The organism is Streptomyces sp. NPDC006691, assembly GCF_042869955.1.
Classification (GTDB): Bacteria; Actinomycetota; Actinomycetes; order Streptomycetales; family Streptomycetaceae; genus Streptomyces.
Window position 1 is genome coordinate 164917 of the sequence record NZ_JBIAGW010000009.1, and the last position, 21181, is coordinate 186097.

Annotated in this window: 20 protein-coding genes; 7 read left to right on the top strand and 13 right to left on the bottom strand. The window is 72.6% G+C overall.

Annotation, left to right across the window (positions count from 1 at the left end; translation table 11 throughout):
* Window positions 1-6: 6 nt before the first annotated feature.
* On the top strand, window positions 7-465 hold the full coding sequence (locus tag ACFYNP_RS21330; protein ID WP_388417439.1) for a DUF3093 domain-containing protein: 459 nt from the start codon (window positions 7-9) through the stop codon (window positions 463-465).
* Window positions 466-484: 19 nt separating this feature from the next.
* Here ACFYNP_RS21330 and ACFYNP_RS21335 read toward each other — a convergent pair whose 3' ends face one another.
* The 4 genes from ACFYNP_RS21335 to ACFYNP_RS21350 form a co-directional block, all read right to left on the bottom strand.
* On the bottom strand, window positions 485-1492 hold the full coding sequence (locus tag ACFYNP_RS21335) for a hypothetical protein (RefSeq protein WP_388417436.1): 1008 nt from the start codon (window positions 1490-1492) through the stop codon (window positions 485-487).
* Window positions 1493-1503: 11 nt separating this feature from the next.
* The gene (locus ACFYNP_RS21340; protein WP_100575921.1) at window positions 1504-1800 is read right to left on the bottom strand and encodes a DUF4193 domain-containing protein; all 297 of its coding nucleotides are present in this window, start codon (window positions 1798-1800) and stop codon (window positions 1504-1506) included.
* 394 nt (window positions 1801-2194) lie between these two features.
* Complete coding sequence (locus ACFYNP_RS21345) at window positions 2195-3436, bottom strand: sensor histidine kinase (protein WP_388417432.1); 1242 nt, start codon at window positions 3434-3436, stop codon at window positions 2195-2197.
* Window positions 3437-3441: 5 nt separating this feature from the next.
* Window positions 3442-4095 carry a response regulator transcription factor gene (locus ACFYNP_RS21350; RefSeq protein WP_100575919.1) on the bottom strand — a complete coding sequence of 218 codons (654 nt, stop codon included), beginning with the start codon at window positions 4093-4095 and terminating at the stop codon, window positions 3442-3444.
* Window positions 4096-4439: 344 nt separating this feature from the next.
* Here ACFYNP_RS21350 and ACFYNP_RS21355 point away from each other — a divergent pair, with 344 nt between their 5' ends.
* Window positions 4440-4610 (top strand): hypothetical protein, encoded by a 171-nt coding sequence (locus ACFYNP_RS21355; RefSeq protein ID WP_167152800.1) that lies wholly within the window; start codon window positions 4440-4442, stop codon window positions 4608-4610.
* Between the two features lie 105 nt (window positions 4611-4715).
* Here the strand turns inward: ACFYNP_RS21355 and ACFYNP_RS21360 are convergent, their stop codons facing one another.
* Together ACFYNP_RS21360 and ACFYNP_RS21365 are read right to left on the bottom strand one after the other, a co-directional pair.
* Entirely contained in the window at window positions 4716-5516 is an 801-nt protein-coding gene (locus ACFYNP_RS21360) for an inositol monophosphatase family protein (protein WP_388787236.1), read from the bottom strand.
* 10 nt (window positions 5517-5526) lie between these two features.
* Window positions 5527-6684 (bottom strand): ferrochelatase, encoded by a 1158-nt coding sequence (locus tag ACFYNP_RS21365; protein ID WP_388787239.1) that lies wholly within the window; start codon window positions 6682-6684, stop codon window positions 5527-5529.
* Window positions 6685-6951: 267 nt separating this feature from the next.
* Here ACFYNP_RS21365 and ACFYNP_RS21370 point away from each other — a divergent pair, with 267 nt between their 5' ends.
* Window positions 6952-8190: an MFS transporter gene (locus ACFYNP_RS21370; protein WP_388787241.1), complete on the top strand. Its 1239-nt coding sequence runs from the start codon at window positions 6952-6954 to the stop codon at window positions 8188-8190.
* Window positions 8159-9469: a D-arabinono-1,4-lactone oxidase gene (locus tag ACFYNP_RS21375; RefSeq protein WP_388417417.1), complete on the top strand. Its 1311-nt coding sequence runs from the start codon at window positions 8159-8161 to the stop codon at window positions 9467-9469. The genes ACFYNP_RS21370 and ACFYNP_RS21375 overlap by 32 nt, the downstream gene beginning before the upstream one ends.
* Before the next feature lie 48 nt (window positions 9470-9517).
* On the opposite strand, the gene ACFYNP_RS21380 is transcribed toward ACFYNP_RS21375, so the two are convergent.
* A complete protein-coding gene (locus ACFYNP_RS21380) occupies window positions 9518-10633 on the bottom strand; it encodes a hypothetical protein (protein WP_388787244.1) in 1116 nt (371 codons plus the stop codon).
* Between the two features lie 498 nt (window positions 10634-11131).
* Here ACFYNP_RS21380 and sepH point away from each other — a divergent pair, with 498 nt between their 5' ends.
* The gene (sepH, locus tag ACFYNP_RS21385; RefSeq protein ID WP_388417412.1) at window positions 11132-12178 is read left to right on the top strand and encodes a septation protein SepH; all 1047 of its coding nucleotides are present in this window, start codon (window positions 11132-11134) and stop codon (window positions 12176-12178) included.
* 121 nt (window positions 12179-12299) lie between these two features.
* On the opposite strand, the gene ACFYNP_RS21390 is transcribed toward sepH, so the two are convergent.
* Window positions 12300-13148: a sulfurtransferase gene (locus ACFYNP_RS21390; RefSeq protein ID WP_388787247.1), complete on the bottom strand. Its 849-nt coding sequence runs from the start codon at window positions 13146-13148 to the stop codon at window positions 12300-12302.
* 212 nt (window positions 13149-13360) lie between these two features.
* On the opposite strand from ACFYNP_RS21390, the gene ACFYNP_RS21395 reads away from it, so the two are divergent.
* Window positions 13361-14134 carry a VOC family protein gene (locus ACFYNP_RS21395; protein WP_388417406.1) on the top strand — a complete coding sequence of 258 codons (774 nt, stop codon included), beginning with the start codon at window positions 13361-13363 and terminating at the stop codon, window positions 14132-14134.
* A 121-nt stretch (window positions 14135-14255) separates the two neighbouring features.
* Here the strand turns inward: ACFYNP_RS21395 and ACFYNP_RS21400 are convergent, their stop codons facing one another.
* The 4 genes from ACFYNP_RS21400 to ACFYNP_RS21415 all read right to left on the bottom strand — a co-directional run bounded on the left by ACFYNP_RS21400 (window position 14256) and on the right by ACFYNP_RS21415 (window position 19695).
* Entirely contained in the window at window positions 14256-14939 is a 684-nt protein-coding gene (locus ACFYNP_RS21400) for a thymidine kinase (RefSeq protein WP_388417404.1), read from the bottom strand.
* Between the two features lie 37 nt (window positions 14940-14976).
* Complete coding sequence (locus ACFYNP_RS21405; RefSeq protein ID WP_388417401.1) at window positions 14977-16164, bottom strand: alkaline phosphatase family protein; 1188 nt, start codon at window positions 16162-16164, stop codon at window positions 14977-14979.
* A complete protein-coding gene (locus ACFYNP_RS21410) occupies window positions 16164-16751 on the bottom strand; it encodes a DUF5998 family protein (RefSeq protein ID WP_100576078.1) in 588 nt (195 codons plus the stop codon). Before ACFYNP_RS21410 ends, ACFYNP_RS21405 begins: the two co-directional genes overlap by 1 nt.
* A 61-nt stretch (window positions 16752-16812) precedes the next feature.
* Entirely contained in the window at window positions 16813-19695 is a 2883-nt protein-coding gene (locus tag ACFYNP_RS21415) for a GNAT family N-acetyltransferase (protein WP_388787249.1), read from the bottom strand.
* Between the two features lie 152 nt (window positions 19696-19847).
* Between ACFYNP_RS21415 and ACFYNP_RS21420 the strand changes: the two genes are divergently transcribed.
* Entirely contained in the window at window positions 19848-20129 is a 282-nt protein-coding gene (locus ACFYNP_RS21420; RefSeq protein WP_100575907.1) for an HPr family phosphocarrier protein, read from the top strand.
* A gap of 265 nt (window positions 20130-20394) precedes the next feature.
* Here ACFYNP_RS21420 and ACFYNP_RS21425 read toward each other — a convergent pair whose 3' ends face one another.
* On the bottom strand, window positions 20395-21072 hold the full coding sequence (locus tag ACFYNP_RS21425) for a GntR family transcriptional regulator (RefSeq protein WP_388417392.1): 678 nt from the start codon (window positions 21070-21072) through the stop codon (window positions 20395-20397).
* Window positions 21073-21181 lie beyond the last annotated feature (109 nt).

The window sequence follows — 21181 nt, forward strand, 5'->3', positions numbered from 1 at the left end:
GCTTCCATGCAGCCCAATGCCCCGCAGTACGCAGAACGCCTCACCGCGCCCCGCTCCTGGTGGTTCATCTCCCTGCTGGTCGGCTTCGCGTGCGCCCTGATGCTGCTGCCGGTGGGCACCCTGCCGATGCTGGCCGGCTTCGTCGGCGGCACGGCGGTGTCGTGGGTGGTGGTGAGCTCGTACGGCTCGGTGCGGATCCGGGTGCTCCCGGACACCCTGGTCGCGGGCGAGGCCCGCATTCCGGTGCGGGCGCTGGGCGAGGCCGAGGTCCTGGACGCCGACGAGGCGCGGGCCTGGCGGCTGCACAAGGCGGACCCGCGGGCGTTCATGCTGCTGCGGGCCTACATCCCGACGGCGGTGAAGGTGGAGATCACGGATCCGGCGGACCCGACTCCGTACGCCTACCTCTCGACCCGTGACCCCGAGGCGCTGAAGGCGGCCCTGAACGCGGTACGCACGGCCTGAGCCCTCGCCCGGAGCGCCGTCAGCGGCCGAGCTCCTTGGGGCCCGGGCCCTGCGGCAGGGGGTTCTCCGGCTGTTCCAGGGCGGGCAGCTCGGGCAGCGCGTCCCAGGGCACCTGGCGCTCGCGCAGGTCCTTGCGGATGTGCCCGGCGAGCTTCTTGGTGTCGCGGCGGTTCATCACGGCACCGACGGCCGCGCCGACCATGAACGGCGTCAGGTTCGGCAGGTTGCGGACCATGCGCTTCATGATCTGCTGGCGCAGTTCGCGCTTCATCTGGCCGCCGAGCGCGAAGTTGAGCGTCGTCGGCTTGGTGACGTCGATGCCGCGTTCCTCGGTCCAGGACGTCAGATACGCCATGGAACGCTCCTTGAGGTTCCCGGGCGGTCGCATCCCGTAGACCTCGTGCAGCTCGGCGATGAGCTTCAGTTCGATGGCGGCGACGCCGGTGATCTCCGCGGCCAGCTCCGCCGGCATCGCGGGCGGGACGGGCATCATCGCGGCCGCGCCGACTCCCGCGCCGACCGTGGAGGTGCCGTTGGCGGCGCCCGCGATCAGCTTGTCGGCGATCTCCTCCGGGCCCAGGCCCGGGAACTGCCTGCGCAAGGTCGCCAGGTCCCGCACGGGAATGCGGGGGGCGACGTCGATGACGCGGTCGGCAAGGTGGCCGAGCGAGGCCTTCATGCCCTCGCCGCTCTTGCGCACGCCCTTCTTGAGCACCGGAACGCTCTTCTTCAGGGCGGGAACGCCCTTCTCCAGAGCGCCCCTGCGCAGGGCGTCAAGGCGCCGGGCCCCGGCCGCGGGCCCCGCCTGTGCCGGCTCCGGTGCCGTGAGCGCTGCTTCGAGCGAGGCCTGGTGGCCCCGCTCGGCGTCACGTGCACCCTCGACCGCGCTCACCGCAGGGAGACGGTCCGGCTCGGCGGGGGCTTCCGCGCCTTCTGCCGGGCCTGTGCCGCCCTGGGGGGCCTCGGTGGAACCCGGGGCACCCTTCCTCCGGAACGGTCGCTTCCGGGACGGTTTCGCGCCTGTCACGGCTTGCCTGCTCAGTCGCAGTCGCGGCAGATCGGCTGGCCGTTCTTCTCCCGGGCCAGCTGGCTGCGGTGGTGCACGAGGAAGCAGCTCATGCAGGTGAACTCGTCGGCCTGCTTGGGCAGGACGCGGACGGCGAGCTCTTCGTTGGACAGGTCCGCGCCGGGCAGTTCCATGCCCTCGGCGGCCTCGAAGTCGTCGACGTCGACGGTCGAGGTGGACTTGTCGTTACGCCGGGCCTTCAGCTCTTCCAGGCTGTCGGAATCGACGTCGTCGTCGGTCTTGCGTGGGGTGTCGTAGTCCGTTGCCATGTCGCTCTCCCCCTCTTGGGTAGTTGCGGTGTCTCAGCGCACGTAACGCGTGAGAGGCCGGACTTGTGCCCGACCTGAGGCGGAGATTTTGCCTCACATCAAGGTCTGTTACTCAATCGACACCCAACCGCACTCCTCAAGAGTGATCGTCTTGGATGGCGATCGGGACCGTACACGGTCCTAATGTCGCACTTCACCAGCGCCACCTCGTGTACTTCCCGTGATCTCACCCCCTGGAAACCCGGACTTTTCCCGGGATTCCAGGGGATTTATCGATCACGGAGAGTAGGTGGCCGGAAGTCTGCCCCTGTGACTGATCACACATGAAAGCCACAGGAACAGTTCCCGAAAATTCCGCGCAAAGCGAACTGCCACAACGGCTTCGAGCAGCGTCTCAGACCGGCAGGGTGACACGCATCACGAGGCCGCCGCCTTCGCGGGGCTCCGCGATGATACGGCCTCCGTGGGCCCGCGCGACCGACCGGGCGATGGACAGACCCAGGCCGACGCCCTTGTCGCTGCCCGTGCGCTCGGTGCGCAGCCGCCGGAACGGCTCGAAGATGTTGTCGATCTCGTACGCCGGGACCACCGGCCCGGTATTGGTCACGAGCAGGGTCGCATGGCCGTCCTTGAGCTCGGTGACCACCTCGACCCAGCCGTCCTCGGCGATGTTGTACCGGACCGCGTTCTGCACCAGGTTCAGCGCGATGCGCTCCAGCAGGACGCCGTTGCCCTGGACGACGGCCGCGGCGCGCTCGCCGCGCAGCTCGACGCCCTTGGCCTCGGCCTCGGCCCGGGCCTGGTCGATGGCGCGGGAGGCGACCTCGGCGAGGTCGACGGGCTTGCGGTCGACGATCTCGTTGTCGCTGCGGGCGAGCAGCAGCAGGCCCTCCACGAGCTGCTCGCTGCGCTCGTTGGTGGCGAGCAGCGTCTTGCCGAGCTGCTGGAGCTCCACCGGGGCGCCCGGGTCGGACAGGTGCACCTCCAGGAGCGTGCGGTTGATCGCCAGCGGGGTGCGCAGCTCGTGCGAGGCGTTGGCGACGAACCGCTGCTGGGCGGTGAAGGCCCGCTCCAGGCGGTCCAGCATCTCGTCGAAGGTGTCGGAGAGCTCCTTGAGCTCGTCGTCGGGCCCGTCCAGCTCGATCCGCCGGGTCAGGTCGGTGCCGGCCACGCGGCGGGCGGTGCGGGTGATCCGGCCGAGCGGCGACAGGACGCGGCCGGCCATCGCGTACCCGAAGGCGAAGGCGATGACGCTGAGGCCGACCAGGGCGAGCAGGGAGCGGCTCAGGAGGTTGTCCAGGGCGTGCTGGCGCTGCTGGGCCATGCAGACGCTGATGGCGTCGTTGAACTCCCCCGACGTGCCCTGGTTCGGAAGCTGGCAGATGCTGCTGGAGACCGTGATGTTCTGGCCCCCCACGATCTTGAAGGGGGCGCTGCCGCCGGTGTGCAGGGCCTGCGCCGCCAGCAGGTAGATGATCGACAGGAGCAGTATCCCGGCGATCATGAACATGCCGCCGTAGAGCAGCGTGAGGCGTATGCGGATGGTGGGCCGCAGCCACGGGAAGGGCGGCTCGGTCGACTTCGGGTCCCAGGTGGGCTTCGGGGGCGCGGACGGTGGCGCCGGGGTGGCGGCCATCCCCGTCAGATCCGGTAACCCGAGCCCGGCACGGTGACGATCACCGGGGGCTCGCCGAGCTTGCGGCGCAGGGTCATGACGGTGACCCGGACGACGTTGGTGAACGGGTCGGTGTTCTCGTCCCAGGCCTTCTCCAAGAGCTGCTCGGCCGAGACCACCGCGCCCTCGCTGCGCATCAGCACTTCGAGGACGGCGAACTCCTTGGGCGCGAGCTGGATCTCCCGGCCGTCGCGGAACACCTCGCGGCGGTTGGGGTCCAGCTTGATGCCGGCCCGCTCCAGGATGGGCGGCAGCGGCACGGTGGTGCGCCGGCCGAGCGCGCGGACGCGGGCGGTCAGCTCGGTGAACGCGAAGGGCTTGGGCAGGTAGTCGTCCGCGCCGATCTCCAGGCCCTCGACCCGGTCGCTCACGTCCCCCGCGGCCGTCAGCATCAGGACCCGGGTGGGCATGCCCAGCTCGACGATCTTGCGGCAGACGTCGTCGCCGTGGACGAGCGGGAGGTCCCGGTCGAGCACGACCACGTCGTAGTCGTTCACACCGATCCGCTCCAGGGCCGCGGCGCCGTCGTACACGACGTCGACGGCCATGGCCTCCCGGCGCAGTCCGGTGGCCACCGCATCGGCGAGCAGTTGCTCGTCCTCGACGACGAGTACGCGCACGGCGCATTTCCTTCCGTAGGGACCCGCGTCGTGCGCGGGCAGATCTGTGCACTGAACCAGTGACCGTGAGCTTCCATCCTGCCCCTTACGGCCATAAACCGGCGGTAAGACGGTGCCGGACCGGGGCCCGCCGCCCACCTGCGGTTTCCGGCCGAGGAGGTCGGCCGGTGCGGGAATGAACAGGATTGGGGCGGCAGTTGAGGTTTCTTTGAGAGTGGGCTTGGGGAGGACGACTGCACACCCCGCGATCACGCCCTGTCTGTGGCATGCCACATCCTCACGTCGTGGTCGCGACCCACCGTCGGCACATCCCGTGCCACCGACCCACGACGAGGGGGCGCACCATGGACGCTTTCACCGCAGGACTTCTGCAGCGCATAAGGACCACGGAAACCGACCTCACACGGGCGCGTGAGACCGGCGACGACTTCCTCGCCGACGTCGAGCAGGCCGAGCTGGACGATCTCCACCGTCTGGCCGCCGAGCACGGCGTAGAGGTAGCCGCAGCCGTCTGAGCCCACCCCACCCACCAGGAAACCCCGGCGCCACGGGACGGCGCCGGGGTTTCGTCCTGCCTGGGACCGGGTTCCGCCACGCCCGGGCGCCGCTCCCCGCAGCCCTCAGTCGTGCCAGGCCCCGTGTTCCTCCAGGAGCGTCTGGAGGGGGCCGAAGAGGGCCGGGGACGCGGCGACGGTCAGGTCGCGCGAAGGGGGCTCGCCGGGGCGGCCGCCGGTGAGCGCGCCGGCTTCGCGGGCGATGAGGTCGCCGGCCGCCAGGTCCCACGGGTTCAGGCCGCGCTCGTAGTACCCGTCGAGCCGCCCGGCCGCCACGTCGCACAGGTCGATCGCGGCCGAGCCGCCGCGGCGGATGTCCCGGAACAGCGGGATCAACCGCTGGGCCACCTCGGCCTGGTGGGCGCGCACCGACTGGACGTAGGCGAAGCCCGTGCCCACCAGGGACTGGGACAGCGGGGCCGGCGGGCGGCAGCGCAGCGGGCGCGCGCCCTCGAAGGCGCCGCCGCCGAGGACCGCGTGATACGTCTCGCCGCGCATCGGGGCGGCGACCACGCCCGCGACCCGCTCGCCGTTCTGCTCGGCGGCGATGGAGACGGCCCAAGTGGGCAGCCCATAAAGGTAGTTGACGGTCCCGTCCAGCGGGTCGATGACCCAGCGGATGCCGCTGGTGCCCTCGCTGGAGGAGCCCTCCTCGCCGAGGAAGCCGTCCTCGGGGCGGTGTTCGGCGAGGTAGCCGGTGATCAGCTTCTCGGCGGCGATGTCCATCTCGGTCACCACGTCGATGGGGCTGGTCTTGGTGGCGGCCACGGCGAGGTCGGCCGGGCGGCCGTCGCGCAGCAGCTCGCCGGCCCGCCGGGCGGCCTCCAGGGCGAGGCCGAGCAGTTCGCGGTGCAGAGGGTCGGTCATCGGTGCTCCCTTACGCGTACGGGCTGTCGGCTCCGGCGGCCGCGGGCTTGGCGGCGCCGCGGGCGGCCGGGCAGCAGCCGACCGCGCAGAGGTCGTGCGAGGGGCCGAGCGAACCGAGGGCGCACCGCTCGACGGGCAGGCCGCGCTCTGCCGCGGCCCGCTCGACGACGAGCTCGCGCACGGCGGCGGCGAAGCGGGGATCGGCGCCGACGGTCGCGGAGCGGGCGACGGGCAGGCCGAGTTCGGCGGCCTTGGCGGTGGCCTCCGTGTCGAGGTCGTACAGGACCTCCATATGGTCCGAGACGAAGCCGATGGGGACCATGACGACGGCCGGGGCGCCCTCGCCGTGCACGGTTTCCAGGTGGTCGCAGATGTCGGGTTCGAGCCAGGGGATGTGCGGGGCGCCGGAGCGGGACTGGTAGACGAGCTTCCAGGGCCGCTCCACGCCGGTCTCGGCCCGGACCGCGTCCGCGACGATCCGCGCCACGTCCAGGTGTTCGCGCACGTAGGCGCCGCCGTCGCCGTGCTCCCCGACGGGGCCCGAGGTGTCGGCCGCCGCCTCGGGGATGGAGTGGGTGGTGAAGGCGAGGTGGGCGCCCGCACGGACGTCCTCGGGCAGCTCGGCGAGCGAGGCGAGGACGCCGTCGATCATGGGGCGCACGAAGCCCGGGTGGTTGAAGTAGTGCCGCAGCTTGTCGACCCTCGGCAGCTCCAGACCCTCGGCCTCCAGGGTGGCGAGCGACTCCGCGAGGTTCTCGCGGTACTGCCGGCAGCCCGAGTACGAGGCGTAGGCGCTGGTGGCGAGGACCGCGATGCGGCGGCGGCCGTCGCGGGCCATCTCGCGCAGGGTGTCGGTCAGATAGGGCGCCCAGTTGCGGTTGCCCCAGTACACCGGCAGGTCCAGGCTGTTCTCGGCGAAGTCCTTGCGCAGCGCGTCGAGCAGCGCGCGGTTCTGCTCGTTGATGGGGCTCACGCCGCCGAACAGGAAGTAGTGCTGCCCCACCTCCTTGAGCCGCTCCTTGGGGATGCCCCGACCGCGCGTCACGTTCTCCAGGAACGGGACCACGTCGTCGGGGCCCTCGGGGCCACCGAAGGAGAGCAGCAGCAGGGCGTCGTACGGGGCGGCGGCCGCGGCCGCTCCGGGAGCTGGATCACGCAGTTCGGACATGACTCGATCCTGCCATCCGCCTCTGACAGACGCGGAACCTGGCCGCCGGAACGTGCGGGAACCGGGCCGGAGGCCCTCCGGTGGGCGAGCCGGAAGCCCACCGGGCCCGAGCCGGAAAGCGAGGTGGGGCCGAGCCGGAAGTCCCCCGGGGCCGGGCCGGAAAAGGCGGTGCGAGGCCCTAGTTCAGCGTCGTAAGCTTTAGGAATTAATTACACGCGTCACGACGGCACCGCCGCGCACGCGTCACGCCGGATCCCGGAGCCCCCGTTGCCCAGTCCCTACCGCGCGATCTTCGCCGCCCCCGGCACCAAGGGGTTCTCCGCCGCCGGCCTGCTCGGCCGGATGCCGCTGTCCATGATGGGCATCGGTGTCGTGACGATGATCTCGCAGCTCACCGGCCGCTACGGCCTGGCCGGGGCGCTGTCGGCGACCCTCGCCATGTCGGCCGCCGTGATCGGCCCCCAGATATCCCGGCTCGTCGACCGGCACGGCCAGCGCCGGGTGCTGCGCCCGGCGACCCTGGTCTCCGTCGCCGCCGTCGCGGGACTGCTCGTCTGCGCCCAGCAGAGCGCACCGGACTGGACGCTGTTCGTCTTCGCGGCGGGCGCCGGCTGCGTGCCCAGCGTCGGCTCGATGGTCCGGGCGCGCTGGGCCGCGATCTACCGCGGCGACGCCCAGAACCTGCACACGGCGTACTCGTGGGAGTCGATCGTCGACGAGCTGTGCTTCATCCTCGGGCCGATCCTGTCGATCGGGCTCTGCACCGCCTGGTTCGCCGAGGCGGGCCCGCTGATCGCCGCCTGCTTCCTGGTGGTCGGAGTCTTCTGGCTGACCGCCCAGCGCGGTACCGAGCCCGTGCCGCACCGGCACGAGCACACCAGTGGCCGCTCCGCCCTGGGTTCGCGCGGGCTCCAGGTCCTGGTGGCCACCTTCGTCGCCACCGGCGCGATCTTCGGCTCGGTCGACGTGGTCACGGTGGCCTTCGCCGACGAGCGCGGCCACAAGGCGCTGGCCAGCCTCGTCCTCGCCGTCTACGCCCTCGGCTCCTGCCTCGCGGGGGCGGTGTTCGGGCTGCTGCGGCTCAAGGGGGCGGCGTCCACCAGGTGGCTGGCGGGTGTCTGCGCGATGGCGGTGAGTATGATCCCGCTCCAACTGGCCGGGAACCTGCCGTTCCTCGCCGTGGCGCTCTTTGTCGCGGGGCTCTTCATCGCACCGACGATGGTGACGACGATGGCCCTCGTCGAACAGCACGTACCGCGCAGCAGGCTCACCGAAGGCATGACCTGGACCAGCACCGGGCTCGCGGTCGGTGTGGCGCTCGGCTCCTCCGCCGCCGGTTGGGTGGTGGACGCGGCGGGCGCGCAGGCGGGGTACCTGGTGGCCGGCGTGTCGGGAACGCTCGCGGCGGCGGTGGCGTTCTCGGGGTACCGCCGGCTTCGCAGGCCGGTGACGCATCGGGAGGGGCTCGAAGCAGATGAGCGGAGCGAACGGCAGCACCTGGCATAACTGGGCGGGGAACGTCACCGCGCGACCGACAAGGGAAGTGTCCCCGGCCTCGGCGGCCGAACTGGCCGAGGCCGTACGCCGCGCCGCCGAGCAGGGCCTGACGGTGAAGGCGGTCGGCACCGGCCACTCGTTCACGGCGACGGCCGCCACCGACGGCGTGCTCATACGTCCCGGCCTGCTGACCGGCATCCGCGAGATCGACCGGGCCGCGATGACCGTCACGGTGGAGGCCGGAACCCCGCTCAAGCGGCTGAACGCGGTGCTCGCGCGGGAAGGCCTGTCGCTCACGAACATGGGCGACATCATGGAGCAGACGGTGGCGGGCGCCATCAGCACGGGCACGCACGGCACCGGCCGCGATTCGGCCTCGATCGCCGCCCAGATCACGGCACTTGAGCTGGTCACGGCCGACGGCTCGCTGCTCACCTGCTCCGAGAAGGAGAACCCCGAGGTCTTCGCGGCGGCCCGGATCGGGCTCGGCGCACTCGGCATCGTCACCGCGATCACCTTCGCCGTGGAGCCGGTCTTCCTGCTCACGGCCCGCGAGGAGCCGATGGCCTTCGACAAGGTCACCGCCGACTTCGACGAACTCGTCACGGAGAACGAGCACTTCGAGTTCTACTGGTTCCCGCACACCGGCAACTGCAACACCAAGCGCAACAACCGCAGCGCGGGCCCGGCCGCGCCCCCGGGAAAGCTCAGGGGCTGGATCGACGACGAGTTCATGTCCAACGGGCTCTTCCAGGTGGTCTGTTCGCTCGGCCGGGCGGTGCCGGCCACCATCCCGGCGGTCGCCAAGGTCTCCAGCCGCGCGCTGTCCGCCCGCACCTACACCGACATCCCGTACAAGGTCTTCACCAGCCCGCGCCGGGTCCGTTTCGTGGAGATGGAGTACGCCCTGCCGCGCGAGGCGGCCATCGGGGCGCTGCGCGAAGTGAAGGCCCTGGTGGAGCGCTCGCCGCTGCGGGTGAGCTTCCCGGTGGAGGTGCGCACCGCGCCCGCCGACGACATCGCGCTCTCCACCGCGTCCGGCCGCGAGACCGCCTACATAGCCGTGCACATGTACCGGGGCACGCCCCACCAGGCGTACTTCACCGCGGTCGAGCGGATCATGACCGCGCACGCGGGGCGCCCGCACTGGGGCAAGCTCCACACGCGTGACGCGGCCCACCTCGCCGAGGTCTACCCCCGCTTCGCCGAGTTCACCGCCCTGCGCGACCGGCTCGACCCGGACCGTCGCTTCGCCAACGCCTATCTGCGGCGGGTGCTCGGCGACTGACCCGGGCGGCCCCGATGGGTCCGGCCCGGGTCAATCCGGCCCGGAGCCCTAAGGGGCCGTGCTCGCGCCGGACTTCGGGTCCGGGGTGCCCGGGTCGCCCGTGCCCTTGTCCGTTCCGGTGCTCTTCGAGCCGGAGGGGGTGGGCGTCGGAGTCGGGGTGGTATCGCCCGAGCCGGAGTCCGAGCCGGAACCGGAACCGGAGCCCGAACCGTGCGACGTGGAGGGGGACGGCGAGGACGAGGGGTCGCTCGTGGCGGAGCCTCCCCCGGTCGTCCCCTTCTCGCCGCTCCTGCTCGGGCTCGGCGTACCCCCGGTGCCGGTACCGGTGCCGGGCGACCTGTCGCCCGAGTCACCCGGGTTCGAGGGCGCCGGCGGCTCCTGCTTCTTGGAGCCGCCGGTGAGCACGGACCCGATGGTGGTCCCGCCGCCGTTGCCGCCGACCTCGCCATCGGTGATCAGCTCGTACGCGGTGATGCCGCCCATCGACACCCCGAAGACGACGGCCGCCGCGAGCAGCGGACGCTTCCAGCCGCGCAGCCGGGAGCCGTGGACGGTCGCCTCGTTGAACTCCTTGGCGGGCGCGGCCCCCGGCGGCAGCGGGCTCCCGCCGGCCGGCTTCAGCAACTGGGTCCGCTCGGCGCCGGCCTGCGGCAGCATCTGCGTGCGGTCCGCGTCGAGACGGCCGAGCAGCTGCGTCCGGTCGGCGTCGGCCCGCCCCAGCGCCTGCGTCCGGTCCGCGTCCGCGTCCGCGTGCGGCAGCATCTGCGTACGGTCGCCCTCCGCCTGCCGAAGCATCTGGGTGCGGTCCGCGTCGAGGCGGCCGAGCAGCTGTGTGCGCTCGGCGTCCGTCCGGGACGGGCCCGGCGCCCCGTGCCGCTTCCCCTTGTACGGGGAGAGCACCGGCACCTGGCGCGCGCCGACCTTGGCCTGGACCGTCACCTCGCGCAACTGCTCGCCGGTCCTTCTGAAGAAGTGCTGGAAGACCGTGCCGCCGCAGGTGGCGACCACGCTCACGACGCCGGCGCCGATGAACGTCCCGTACACGCCCAGAGTGGAGGCGAGCACCGCCGCGGCGACCGCTGCCAGTGCGCTGCCCGCCACTTGGGGCACGCTCAGATCGATGCGCTTCTTCTCGTCCGTCCCGGAGTCCGGCTTCTCACTCATGCCCAGCCCTTGTTCGCCCTTCTGTTCCGTCTTGCACTGAGAAAGGACATTTGAGCGAACGGAATAGTTCCGGTTCCGGGGATTGTGTGAAGCAGGACACGTGGGTGCCTGGGACGGCCGCGCCGGGGCAGGCTCAACTCCCGTACGCCACGAGAACTTCGGCGGCGTGCCGGTCCACCCAGGTGGCCCGAATGGAGTACTGTGGCGAGCCCTGGGCCCCGGGTCCCACACGGGTATCCGGGACTGCGGGAGGGGGCCGAACGCGGCACTCGAACCGGCGGCGCCGCGGCACCGCACGGGGGCCTGCTGCACAGAGTGACCAGCCCGGTCACTCTGCGTTGCGAATAGGTAACCGTGCCATAACGGCGTTCCAGGGCCCATGCCCGACACGCCGGGCAACTCGGCAATGTTGTGGCAGGCTGCACCCGGGCAGGCCACACTCGACTAGCGGAAGCAGCGACGCACGTGACGTCGGCAGGCACCACCCGGGAGGTCCCCATGCCCGAACTGCGTGTCGTGGCCGTCTCCAACGACGGCACACGACTGGTGCTCAAGGCTGCGGACAGCACGGAGTACACGCTTCCGATCGACGAGCGGCTCCGGGCCGCCGTGCGCAACGACCGAGCCCGGCTCGGCCAGATCGAGATCGAGGTGGAGAGCCACCTCCGCCCGCGCGACATCCAGGCGCGCATACGAGCCGGTGCCTCCGCCGAAGAGGTCGCCCAGCTCGCCGGGATCCCGGTCGACCGCGTACGCCGATTCGAAGGCCCCGTCCTCGCCGAGCGCGCCTTCATGGCGGAGCGGGCGCGGAAGACTCCGGTGCGGCGTCCGGGCGAGAACACCGGCCCCCAGCTCGGCGAAGCGGTGCAGGAGCGGCTGCTGCTGCGCGGCGCCGACAAGGACAGCGTGCAGTGGGACTCCTGGCGCCGTGACGACGGCACCTGGGAAGTCCTGCTCGTCTACCTGGTCGCGGGCGAGCCGCACTCCGCGAGCTGGACCTACGACCCGCCGCGCCGGCTCGTCCAGGCCGTCGACGGCGAGGCCCGCTCGCTGATCGGCGAGTCCGACGACACCATCACCACGGTTCCCGAGCCGAGCTTCCCGTTCGTGCCCCGGATCGCCCGGCTGCCCCGGGACCGGCCGCTCGACCGTGCCCTGGACCGGCAGCTGGAGCGCCCGGTGCCCCCGCCGCCCGAGCCGGTGGTGGAGGAGAGCGACTCGCTGACCAGTCTGCTCGAAGCCGTGCCGAGCTTCCGTGGCGACATGGTGGTGCCCGAGCGCCCCTCGGCCCCGCCCGAGCCGCCCGAGACCGAACCGGCCGACGAGCCCGAGATCGCGGAACCGCCCGCGCCGGCCGCTTCCGCGGGGGCGGGCTCGGCGTACGCGGACGTCCTGATGCCCCGTACCGTCGCCGGTCACCGCGACCGGCTCACCGGCACCACCGACCGCCAGGCCGAGGCCGACGGAGTGCGGCCGGGGCGACGGGCCGCGGTGCCGAGCTGGGACGAGATCGTCTTCGGGACCCGGCGCAAGAAGCAGGACTAGCCGCACACCAGCAGGACCGGCAGGACACGGCAGGACACGGCAGGACACGGCAGGACCAGCCGTACACGGCAGACGGGCGTGGGCCCGCACGCAGAACGCGGGCGGGCCCGACGCCCGTGCGCTATCGCGGGTCGGGCCCCGTCGCGACCGGGCGGGACTCGTCCGAGGACCAGTGCGACCACGACCCGGCGTACAGCGCGGCCGGGATCCCCGCGACGGCCAGGGCGAGCACCTCGTGGGCGCCGGAGACACCGGAGCCGCAGTACACGCCGACCGCGGTGCCCGAGACGCCGAGCGCCTCGAAGCGGGCGGCCAGTTCACCGGCGGGCAGCAGCCGGCCGTCCGGGCCCACGTTCTCGGTGGTGGGCGCCGACAGGGCGCCCGGGATGTGCCCGCCGACGCGGTCGATCGGCTCCACGTCGCCCCGGTAGCGCTCCGCCGCACGGGCGTCGAGCAGCACCCCGGTGCGTGCGAGTTCCGCCGCCCCGTCCGCGTCGAGGAGTTCGACCGCGCCCGGCTCGGGCCGGAAGTCGCCCTCGGCCGGCGTGGGGATCTCGGTGGACAGCTCACCCGTCCAGGCGGCCAGGCCGCCGTCGAGGACACGCACGTCGCCGTGGCCCGTCCAGCGGAGCAGCCACCACGCGCGGGCCGCCGCCCAGCCCTGCCCGCCGTCGTACACGACGACGGGGGCACCGGCCGTCACACCGGCCCGGCGCATCACCCGGCCGAATTCGGCCACGTCCGGCAGCGGGTGACGGCCACCGGACCCGGGCGGTCCGGCCAGTTCCGCGTCCAGGTCGACGAAGACGGCTCCGGGCAGATGTCCGGCCTCGTACTCGGCGCGGCCGTCGAACGCGGGCGCGCCGGCCGCCTTCGCCACGCTCAGCTGCCAGCGGATGTCGAGCAGGACCGGCGGCCGGGGACCGGCCGCCTCGGCCGCGAGTTCGGATGCGGTGATGATGGCATTCATGGGGTCATCCTGTCGCAGAGTCCACCGGCAAGGTAACGCGTAGGAAAAGGATGAGAAGCCCCAAAGCGGGCAACCTCCTGCGGGAACGCGCCAAATGCGGCGCGGCCGGGGCGCGCCGCGACGAAGGTGGTGGAAGCATCGGCCCGGGTGCGCAGGTTCCCTGGACCGCATCCGCGAGCAGCAGTATGGCGACGGCCGAGGAGAGAGTGACGATGACCCAGTCGGAGACCCGGCGCACACCTGGCACGCCCTGCTGGGTGAGTCTGATGGTGCACGGTCTGGCCGCGACCCAGGAGTTCTACGGGGCACTGTTCGGCTGGCAGTTCCGGCCGGGCCCGCAGCAGCTCGGCCCCTACGTCCGCGCGCTGCTCGACGGCGAGGAGGTGGCCGGCATCGGCCAGCTGCCGCCCGACCGGCATCTGCCGATCGCCTGGACCACCTATCTGGCGGCCGACGACGCGGACGCGACGGCCGAGACCGTCCGGCACTGCGGCGGCACCGTCGGGGTCGGCCCGCTGGACGCGGGCGAGGCCGGGCGGATGGCGATCGCCTCGGACCCGGTGGGAGCGGTGTTCGGGATCTGGCAGGGCGGCGAACACCTCGGGTCCGCCGTCGCGGGCACGCCCGGCACCCCCGCCTGGAACGAGCTGGTGACGCGCGAGACCTCGTCGGTCGGCAAGTTCTACCAGGCCGTGTTCGGCTACGACCTGGAACCGGTCGTCTCGGCCGACTTCGACTACGTGACGCTGCACCTGGACGGCCGTCCGGTCGCCTCGCTGCACGGCGTGGGCAACGCGCTGCCGCGCGACAAGGGCGCGCACTGGATGACGTACTTCGAGGTGGCCGACGTCGACGAGTCCGCGAGCCGGGTCGCCGAACTCGGCGGCCAGGTGCTCCAGCAGCCCCGCGAAGGGGCGAGCGGACGACAGGCGACGGTCACCGACCCGGAGGGCGCGGTGTTCACCGTCGTACGGTCACTCGTCTGACCCCGCCGCCCCGACTCCGGCGTCCACGGCGGCGGTTGGGGCGGACTGGGCCGGGGCACGCGACCGGTCCACCGCGGCGACGGAACGCGTCCCCGCCCCTGAGCCCGGTGCGGCCGATCCGTCAGGCGCGGACGGCCGGCCTCTGCGCCTCGGCGTCGACCGCGTCGACCGGGAGCACGTCCGGGGAGAGGGCGGCGGCGCGGGCCGCGGCGGCCGTCATGCGGCGGCGGTGGTGGCGCCGGCACAGCACCTCGTAGCCGATCTCGCCGGCGGCCTGGTTGACGTCACCGACGACGACCTGGGCTCCCTCGACGACCATCCGGCCGCCGATGGTGCGGGCGTTGTGGGTGGCTCGGGCGCCGCACCAGCACAGCGCCTCGACCTGGAGCACCTCGACCCGGTCGGCGAGTTCGACCAGGCGCTGCGAGCCGGGGAACAGCTTGGAGCGGAAGTCGGTGGTGATGCCGAAGGCGAAGACGTCGAGTTCGAGGTCGTCGACGACCTTGGCGAGCTGGTCGATCTGCTCGGGCGCGAGGAACTGGGCCTCGTCCGCGATGACGTAGTCGCAGCGGCCGCCCTGGGAGAGATGCGCGACGAGGTGGCCGTAGAAGTCGAAGCCGTCGGCGGCCTCGACCGCGTCGGTCACCAGGCCCAGCCGCGAGGACAGCTTGCCCTCGCCGGCCCGGTCGTCCCGGGTGAAGATCATGCCCTGGAGGCCGCGCGCGGAGCGGTTGTGCTCGATCTGAAGAGCGAGGGTGCTCTTTCCGCAGTCCATCGTTCCGGAGAAGAACACCAGCTCGGGCATGGGAGGGTGACGGCCTTTCAGATCGTGGGGGGGGTGGTTACGAGCGTACTTCGAGGAGCGGTACGAGCTGTTCCACCGGGGTCATCGAGCCGTGGTTGCCGACCATCAGGGACTCGTGGGGCTCGCGCTGGGAGGCGGTGATGACGACGTCGTCCCGGGCGGCGGCGACCACGTCGCCGATCCGGCCGTACACCCGCTCGTCGATCCGGGGGCCGAACCAGCCCGCGGCGATCGCCTCGTCGCGGCCCGCCACCCAGAACTGCTCGCCGAGCACCTCGCGCCAGCAGGTCAGCACGTCGGAGGCGGCGCCCGGCACCGCGTACACATGGCGGGCCCGGCCCTCGCCACCGAGCAGGGCGACGCCGGCGCGCAGCTCCCAGTCCTCGTCGAAGTCGATGCGGGACTGCTCGTCGAAGGGGATGTCGATCATGCCGTGGTCGGCCGTGATGTACAGGGCCGCGCGCGGCGGCAGTTGCTCGGCCAGGCGCTGGGCGAGCCGGTCGACGTACATCAGCTGGCCGCGCCAGGCGTCCGAGTCGACGCCGAAGCGGTGGCCCTTGCCGTCGACGTCGGAGTAGTACGTGTAGACCAACGACCGGTCTCCGGCGGCGAGTTGCTCCGCCGCCAGGTCCATGCGCTCCTCGCCGGAGAGCCGGCCGCGGAAGGTGCCGCCGCTGAGCGCGACCTTGGTGAGCGGGGTGTGCTCGAAGTCCGGCGAGGACACCTGGGCGGTGTGCACGCCCGCCCGGTCGGCGAGCTGGAAGACGGTGGGGTACGGCTGCCAGGTGTGCGGGTCGGTCCACGGCTTCCAGCGCAGCTGGTTCATCAGGGCGCCGCTGTCGGGGTTGCGCACGGTGTAGCCGGGCAGCCCGTGCTCGCCGGGGGCGAGGCCGGTGCCGACCGAGGCGAGCGAGGTCGCGGTGGTGGCGGGGAAACCGGCGGTCATGGGCCGGCCGGTGCCGCCGCGCGAGGTGGCGAGCAGCCCGTGCAGATAGGGCGCCTCGTCGGGGTGCGCCTTGATCTGCTCCCAGCCGAGGCCGTCGATCAGGAAGACGCAGTTGCGGTCGGCGGGGGCGAGCTCGGCGATGCGCGGCTCGAACCCGGGTACGCCCTGGCCCGCCACGAGGGTGGGCAGCAGATCGGCGAGCGATCCGGTGCCGTACTCGGGGACGGGTGCGGTGTCGAGGGCGAGGGGCTCGGGATCCTGCCAGGCGGGCAGCGCCATCAGCGGCCGGCCGCCGCGGTCGCCTCGGACAGCGCCTGCGCGAAGGCCAGGGTCTGGCGGACCGTGTCGGGGCCGTCGCCGGCCTCGCTGACGCGCAGGCTCAGGTCGTCGGCGGTGGAGTTGCCGGTGTAGCCGTGATCGGCGTCGCAGTTGGGGTCGCCGCAGGCGGCGGGCTCCAGGTCGATCCGGGCGACCGCGCCCCAGCCGATGGTCAGGACGACCTCGCGGGGCAGCGTACCGGGCGTGTACGACTCGGGGTTGGCGACGACGCGGCTCATCACGACGGACGAGATCCGGCCGAGCTTCACGGACTCCGTGGAGGTGGTCGCATACGGGGTCGGGGAACTGGTGTCGGCGTTCTGCTCGTCGGTGTGGCTGACGATGAAGCGGTTGTCCGTGAGCACCAGGACCGTCACATGACGGCGTACCTCGTTGGCGTCGAAGGTGGTCTCCTGGTGCACCAGGTACGACGCGATCGGTTCGCCCCCGACCGCGGCCTCCACCGCCTCGGCCACAAGGGCCGGGTAGTAGCCGCTGCGCTCGATCGCCGCGCGGAGCCCCTGGGTCGTCGTACCGGTCTTCGCCATGGGGTCCATCTTAAGCTCCCGCCGGGGGCGCACGGCCCGGGCGGGGCGTGGACAGGGGCTCTCAGTAGCTGGGCAGGCGCCGGGGGCCGAGGTCGGTGCGGGGCGGGGCGGGGGCCAGGCGGACGGTCGCACCGAGCACCGAGAGGCCTCGCGGGGCGACGATGACGGGCTCCAGACCCACCGCGACCACCTCGGGATGGTCGTCCACCAGCCGTGACACCCGCAGCAACAGCTCTTCGAGGGCCGCGGTGTCGACGGGCGCGGACCCACGCCAGCCGAACAGGAGCGGCGCCGTCCGGATGGACCTCAGCAGCTCCCGGGCATCGCGGTCGGTGGCCGGAATCAGCCGGTGCGCGGTGTCGCCGAGCAGCTCGGAGGCGGCGCCGGCCAGGCCGAAGGACAGCACCGCGCCGACCGCGGAGTCGATCGAGGCGCGCACCACGGTGTCCACCCCGCGCGGCACCATGGCCTGCACGACGGGCCCCAGCTCCTCGGGCTTGCCGAGGGCCGCCGTCAATTCGGCATATGCACGGGCGAGTTGGTGCTCGTCCGCGAGGTCGAGGCGTACGCCGCCGAGGTCGGGGCGGTGGCGCAGGTGCGGGGCGGTGGTCTTGAGGGCCACGGGGTAGCCGAGGCGGGCCGCCGCCTCGGCCGCGCGCTCCGGGTCGGGCGCGGGCAGCGTCGGCCGCAGGGGGATCCCGTACCGGCCGAGCAGTTCCCCGGCGTCCTCGGCGGACAGCGTGGTGCCGCGGGCGTCGGGAGCGGGGCCGAGAATGCGGTCGATCAGGGCGGCGGCGCCCGGCTCGTCGATGTCGTCGTACTCCCCCGCCCTGCCGGGCTCGGCGGCCTCGCGCCGCCAGCGGGCGTAGCGGACGGCCTCGGCCAGCGCGCGGACCGCTCGCTCCGCGGCGGGGTAGGCGGGAATGCGGCTCGCCTCACGGGGCGGGGTTGCCTCACGGGGCGGGGGGAGGTCGTCCTGCGGCCGGCCGCCGGTGGGTGTGCCGGGGCTGCGCCCCGGACCGTGCTCCGCCAACGCCGGAGGGGCTGGATTCGCCGGCGTCGGCGGGGCCGGATTCTGCCGGACCGTACGGGTCGCTGCCGCGAGCGCCTCGGCCAGGCCGCCGATCTCCACGTGGACCACCGCGACCGGCTTCGCGGGCGCCGCGGAGGCGGCCTCGCGCAGGGCGTCCGCGAGGACCTGCCCGTCGCCGGACTCCAGCGCTCCGCTCTCGCCGACCCAGGGGATGGCGGTCACCACGACCGCGTCGCAGGCGTCGTCGGCCAGAGCCGCGGCGAGCGCCGCCCGGAAGTCCGCCGGGGTCGCGCCGGTCGTCAGGTCGAGCGGCCGCAGCGGGCGCAGACCCTCGGTCAGGCAGGCGTCGTACGTCAGCAGGCCCAGGGATTCGGAGTTGCCGAGGATCGCCACGCGCGGGCCGGCCGGCAGCGGCTGGCCCGCGAGCAGCAGGCCCGCGTCCACGAGCTCGGTGACGGTGCCGACCAGGATCACGCCCGCCTGGCGCAGCAGCGCCGAGACCGTGGCGTCCGGCACCTTCGTCACCGGGACGGCGTGGCCCGGCGGGGTGGTGCCGCTGTGCCGGCCGCCCTTGACGACCACGACGGGCTTCGCGGCGGCCGTGCGGCGGGCCAGGCGGGTGAACTTGCGCGGATTGCCGATGGACTCCAGGTACAGCAGCACCACATCGGTGTCGGGGTCCTCGTGCCAGTACTGGAGGAAGTCGTTGCCCGACAGGTCCGCGCGGTTGCCGGCGGAGATGAACGTGGACAGGCCCGCGCCGCGCCGGTAGAGGCCCGACAGGAGGGCGATGCCGATGGCGCCGGACTGGGTGAACAGGCCGATGCGTCCGGCCGGCGGCGCCTCGGGGGCGAGCGAGGCGTTGAGGCGCACGCCGGCCGCGGTGTTGATGACGCCGAAGGCGTTGGGGCCGATCAGGCGCATCCCGTAACTGCGGGCCTGGCGGACCAGGGCGCGCTGGCGCTCGCGGCCGCTCTCGCCGCTCTCCGCGTAGTCGGCCGACAGGACGACCAGGCTCTGGACGCCGTGCTCGCCGCAGTCCGCGACGGCCTCGGGGACCCGTTCGGCGGGCACCGCGAGGATCGCCAGATCCACCGGTTCGCCGATCGCGCCGACGGAGGCGTGCGCCGGGACGCCCTCGATCTCGTGCGTCCCGGGGCCGAGCGCCTTGTTCACCGCGTACGTGCGGCCGGTGAACCCGGCGTCCAGGACGTTGCGCAGCACCGCACGGCCGACGCCGCCGGGGGCGCGGCCGGCGCCGACGACCGCGACCGAGCGGGGCGAGAGCAGGCGTTGCACGGAGCGCGCCTCGGCGCGGTGCTCACGGGCGCGCTGCACGGCGAGCGACTCGGCGGTGGGCTCCAGATCGAGGGTGAGATGGACCGAGCCGTCCTCGAAGGACCGCTTCTGCTGATAGCCGGCGTCCGTGAACACCTTGATCATCTTGCTGTTGGCGGGCAGCACCTCGGCCGCGAACCGCCTGATCCCGCGCTCGCGGGCGACCTCCGCGATGTGTTCGAGCAGCGTGGAGGCCACCCCCCGGCCCTGGTGGGCGTCCTGCACCAGGAAGGCGACCTCGGCCTCGTCGGCGGGGGCGGAGGCGGGGCGGCCCTGGGCGTTGATCCGGTCGTAGCGGACGGTCGCGATGAACTCGCCGCCGACGGTGGCCGCGAGACCGACCCGGTCGACGTAGTCGTGATGGGTGAAGCGGTGGACGTCCTTGGCGGAGAGCCGGGGGTAGGGCGCGAAGAAGCGGTAGTACTTCGACTCGTCCGAGACCAGCTCGTAGAACGAGACCAGGCGCTCGGCGTCCTCGGTGGTGATGGGCCTGATGCGCGCGGTGCCGCCGTCGCGGAGCACCACGTCGGCCTCCCAGTGAGCGGGGTACGCGGGGTCGGACGCCGTCGTCATACCGAAAGCGTACGGGTCGCGGGGCCGTACGGGTCGGGGCAAGGTGGGGAGGGCCGATCGGCGGCACACTGGGGCCTAAGGTCGGTACGAGCACCGCACACCCCGTGAGAGACTGGTCTAGACAACCGTCAGAGATTTCGAAGGGCAACACCATGGCTGAGCGCCGCGTCAACGTCGGCTGGGCCGAGGGCCTGCACGCCCGCCCCGCGTCCATCTTCGTCCGTGCCGCCACGGCTGCCGGAGTCCCCATGACGATCGCCAAGGCCGACGGCAACCCGGTCAACGCCGCGTCCATGCTCGCGGTGCTCGGCCTGGGTGCGCAGGGCGGCGAGGAGATCGTGCTGGCCTCCGACGCCGAGGGCGCGGACGCCGCGCTCGACCGGCTGGCCAAGCTGGTCGCCGAGGGCCTTGAGGAACTCCCCGAGACCGTCTGATCCGGTCGGCAGCACGCCGCCGGCAGTACACCGAAGGACCGCGGAACCCGCATGCGGGTTCCGCGGTCCTTTTGTCTTTCCCGTGAATTCCGGCGCGCGCCCATGAGGGCGCATCAACCGTCCCTTCCGGTGCGCGCCCATGCGAAGGAACGCGGGGCCGCCCCTTTCCGGACCGGACAATGCGGCTTTCCGCGCAGGGCAATTCGCTTTCCAGGCAGCGCGATGCGGCGCTTCCCGATCGCTTTCTTTGTATACGGCCCCGCCGTTAAGCGCGGGCACTCGCCGTGTTGACGGGATGTTGCGGAGTTCTCACGGGTGGCGCCGTGCGCAGCCGATGGGCGGAAAAGGACCGCTCGGCGTGCAGGGCCGTGAGCGCGCGGGCGCGTTCGGCGTCGCCGCGGGTCACCGCGTCGGTGATCGCGCCGAGTTCGGCCCACGCCTCGGTGGGACTCGCCGGCGACTCGACCGCGTACATCCAGGCCACCTTGTGCCGCAGCTGCGTGAGCATCGCGATGAGTCCGGGGCTCGCGGAGGCCTGGGCGAGCGTCTCGTGGTACCAGCCGCCGAGCGAGCGCAGATCCTCGCCCTGGCCGCGCCTGGCCCGGTCCTGACCCAGTCTCACCAGGCCGCGCAGCACCTTGAGATGGGCCTCGGTGCGGCGGCGCGCGGCCCGGGCGGCGGCCAACGGCTCCAGCAGGACGCGCAGTTCGAGGAGATCGGCGGCCTCCACGTCCGTCGGCTCGGCCACACAGGCGCCGGCATGTCTGCGGGTGGTCACGAATCCCTCGGACTCCAGGGTCCGCAGCGCCTCGCGGACCGGGACGCGGGAGACGCCGTAACGACGGGCCAGGACCTCCTCGGTGAGCCGGCCGCCGCGCTCGAAGACACCGGTGACGATGTCGTCGCGTATGGCCGTGCATACCGAATGCGCCGGAATGCGCATGGCGAACCTCCGCTTCATTCCCCGCGGAACGCGGTCGACCAAGGCTTTTTCGCGACCCTATTGCAGGCCGTGTTAATTCCGGGTGACGGGCCGGAACCAAGGGATATCT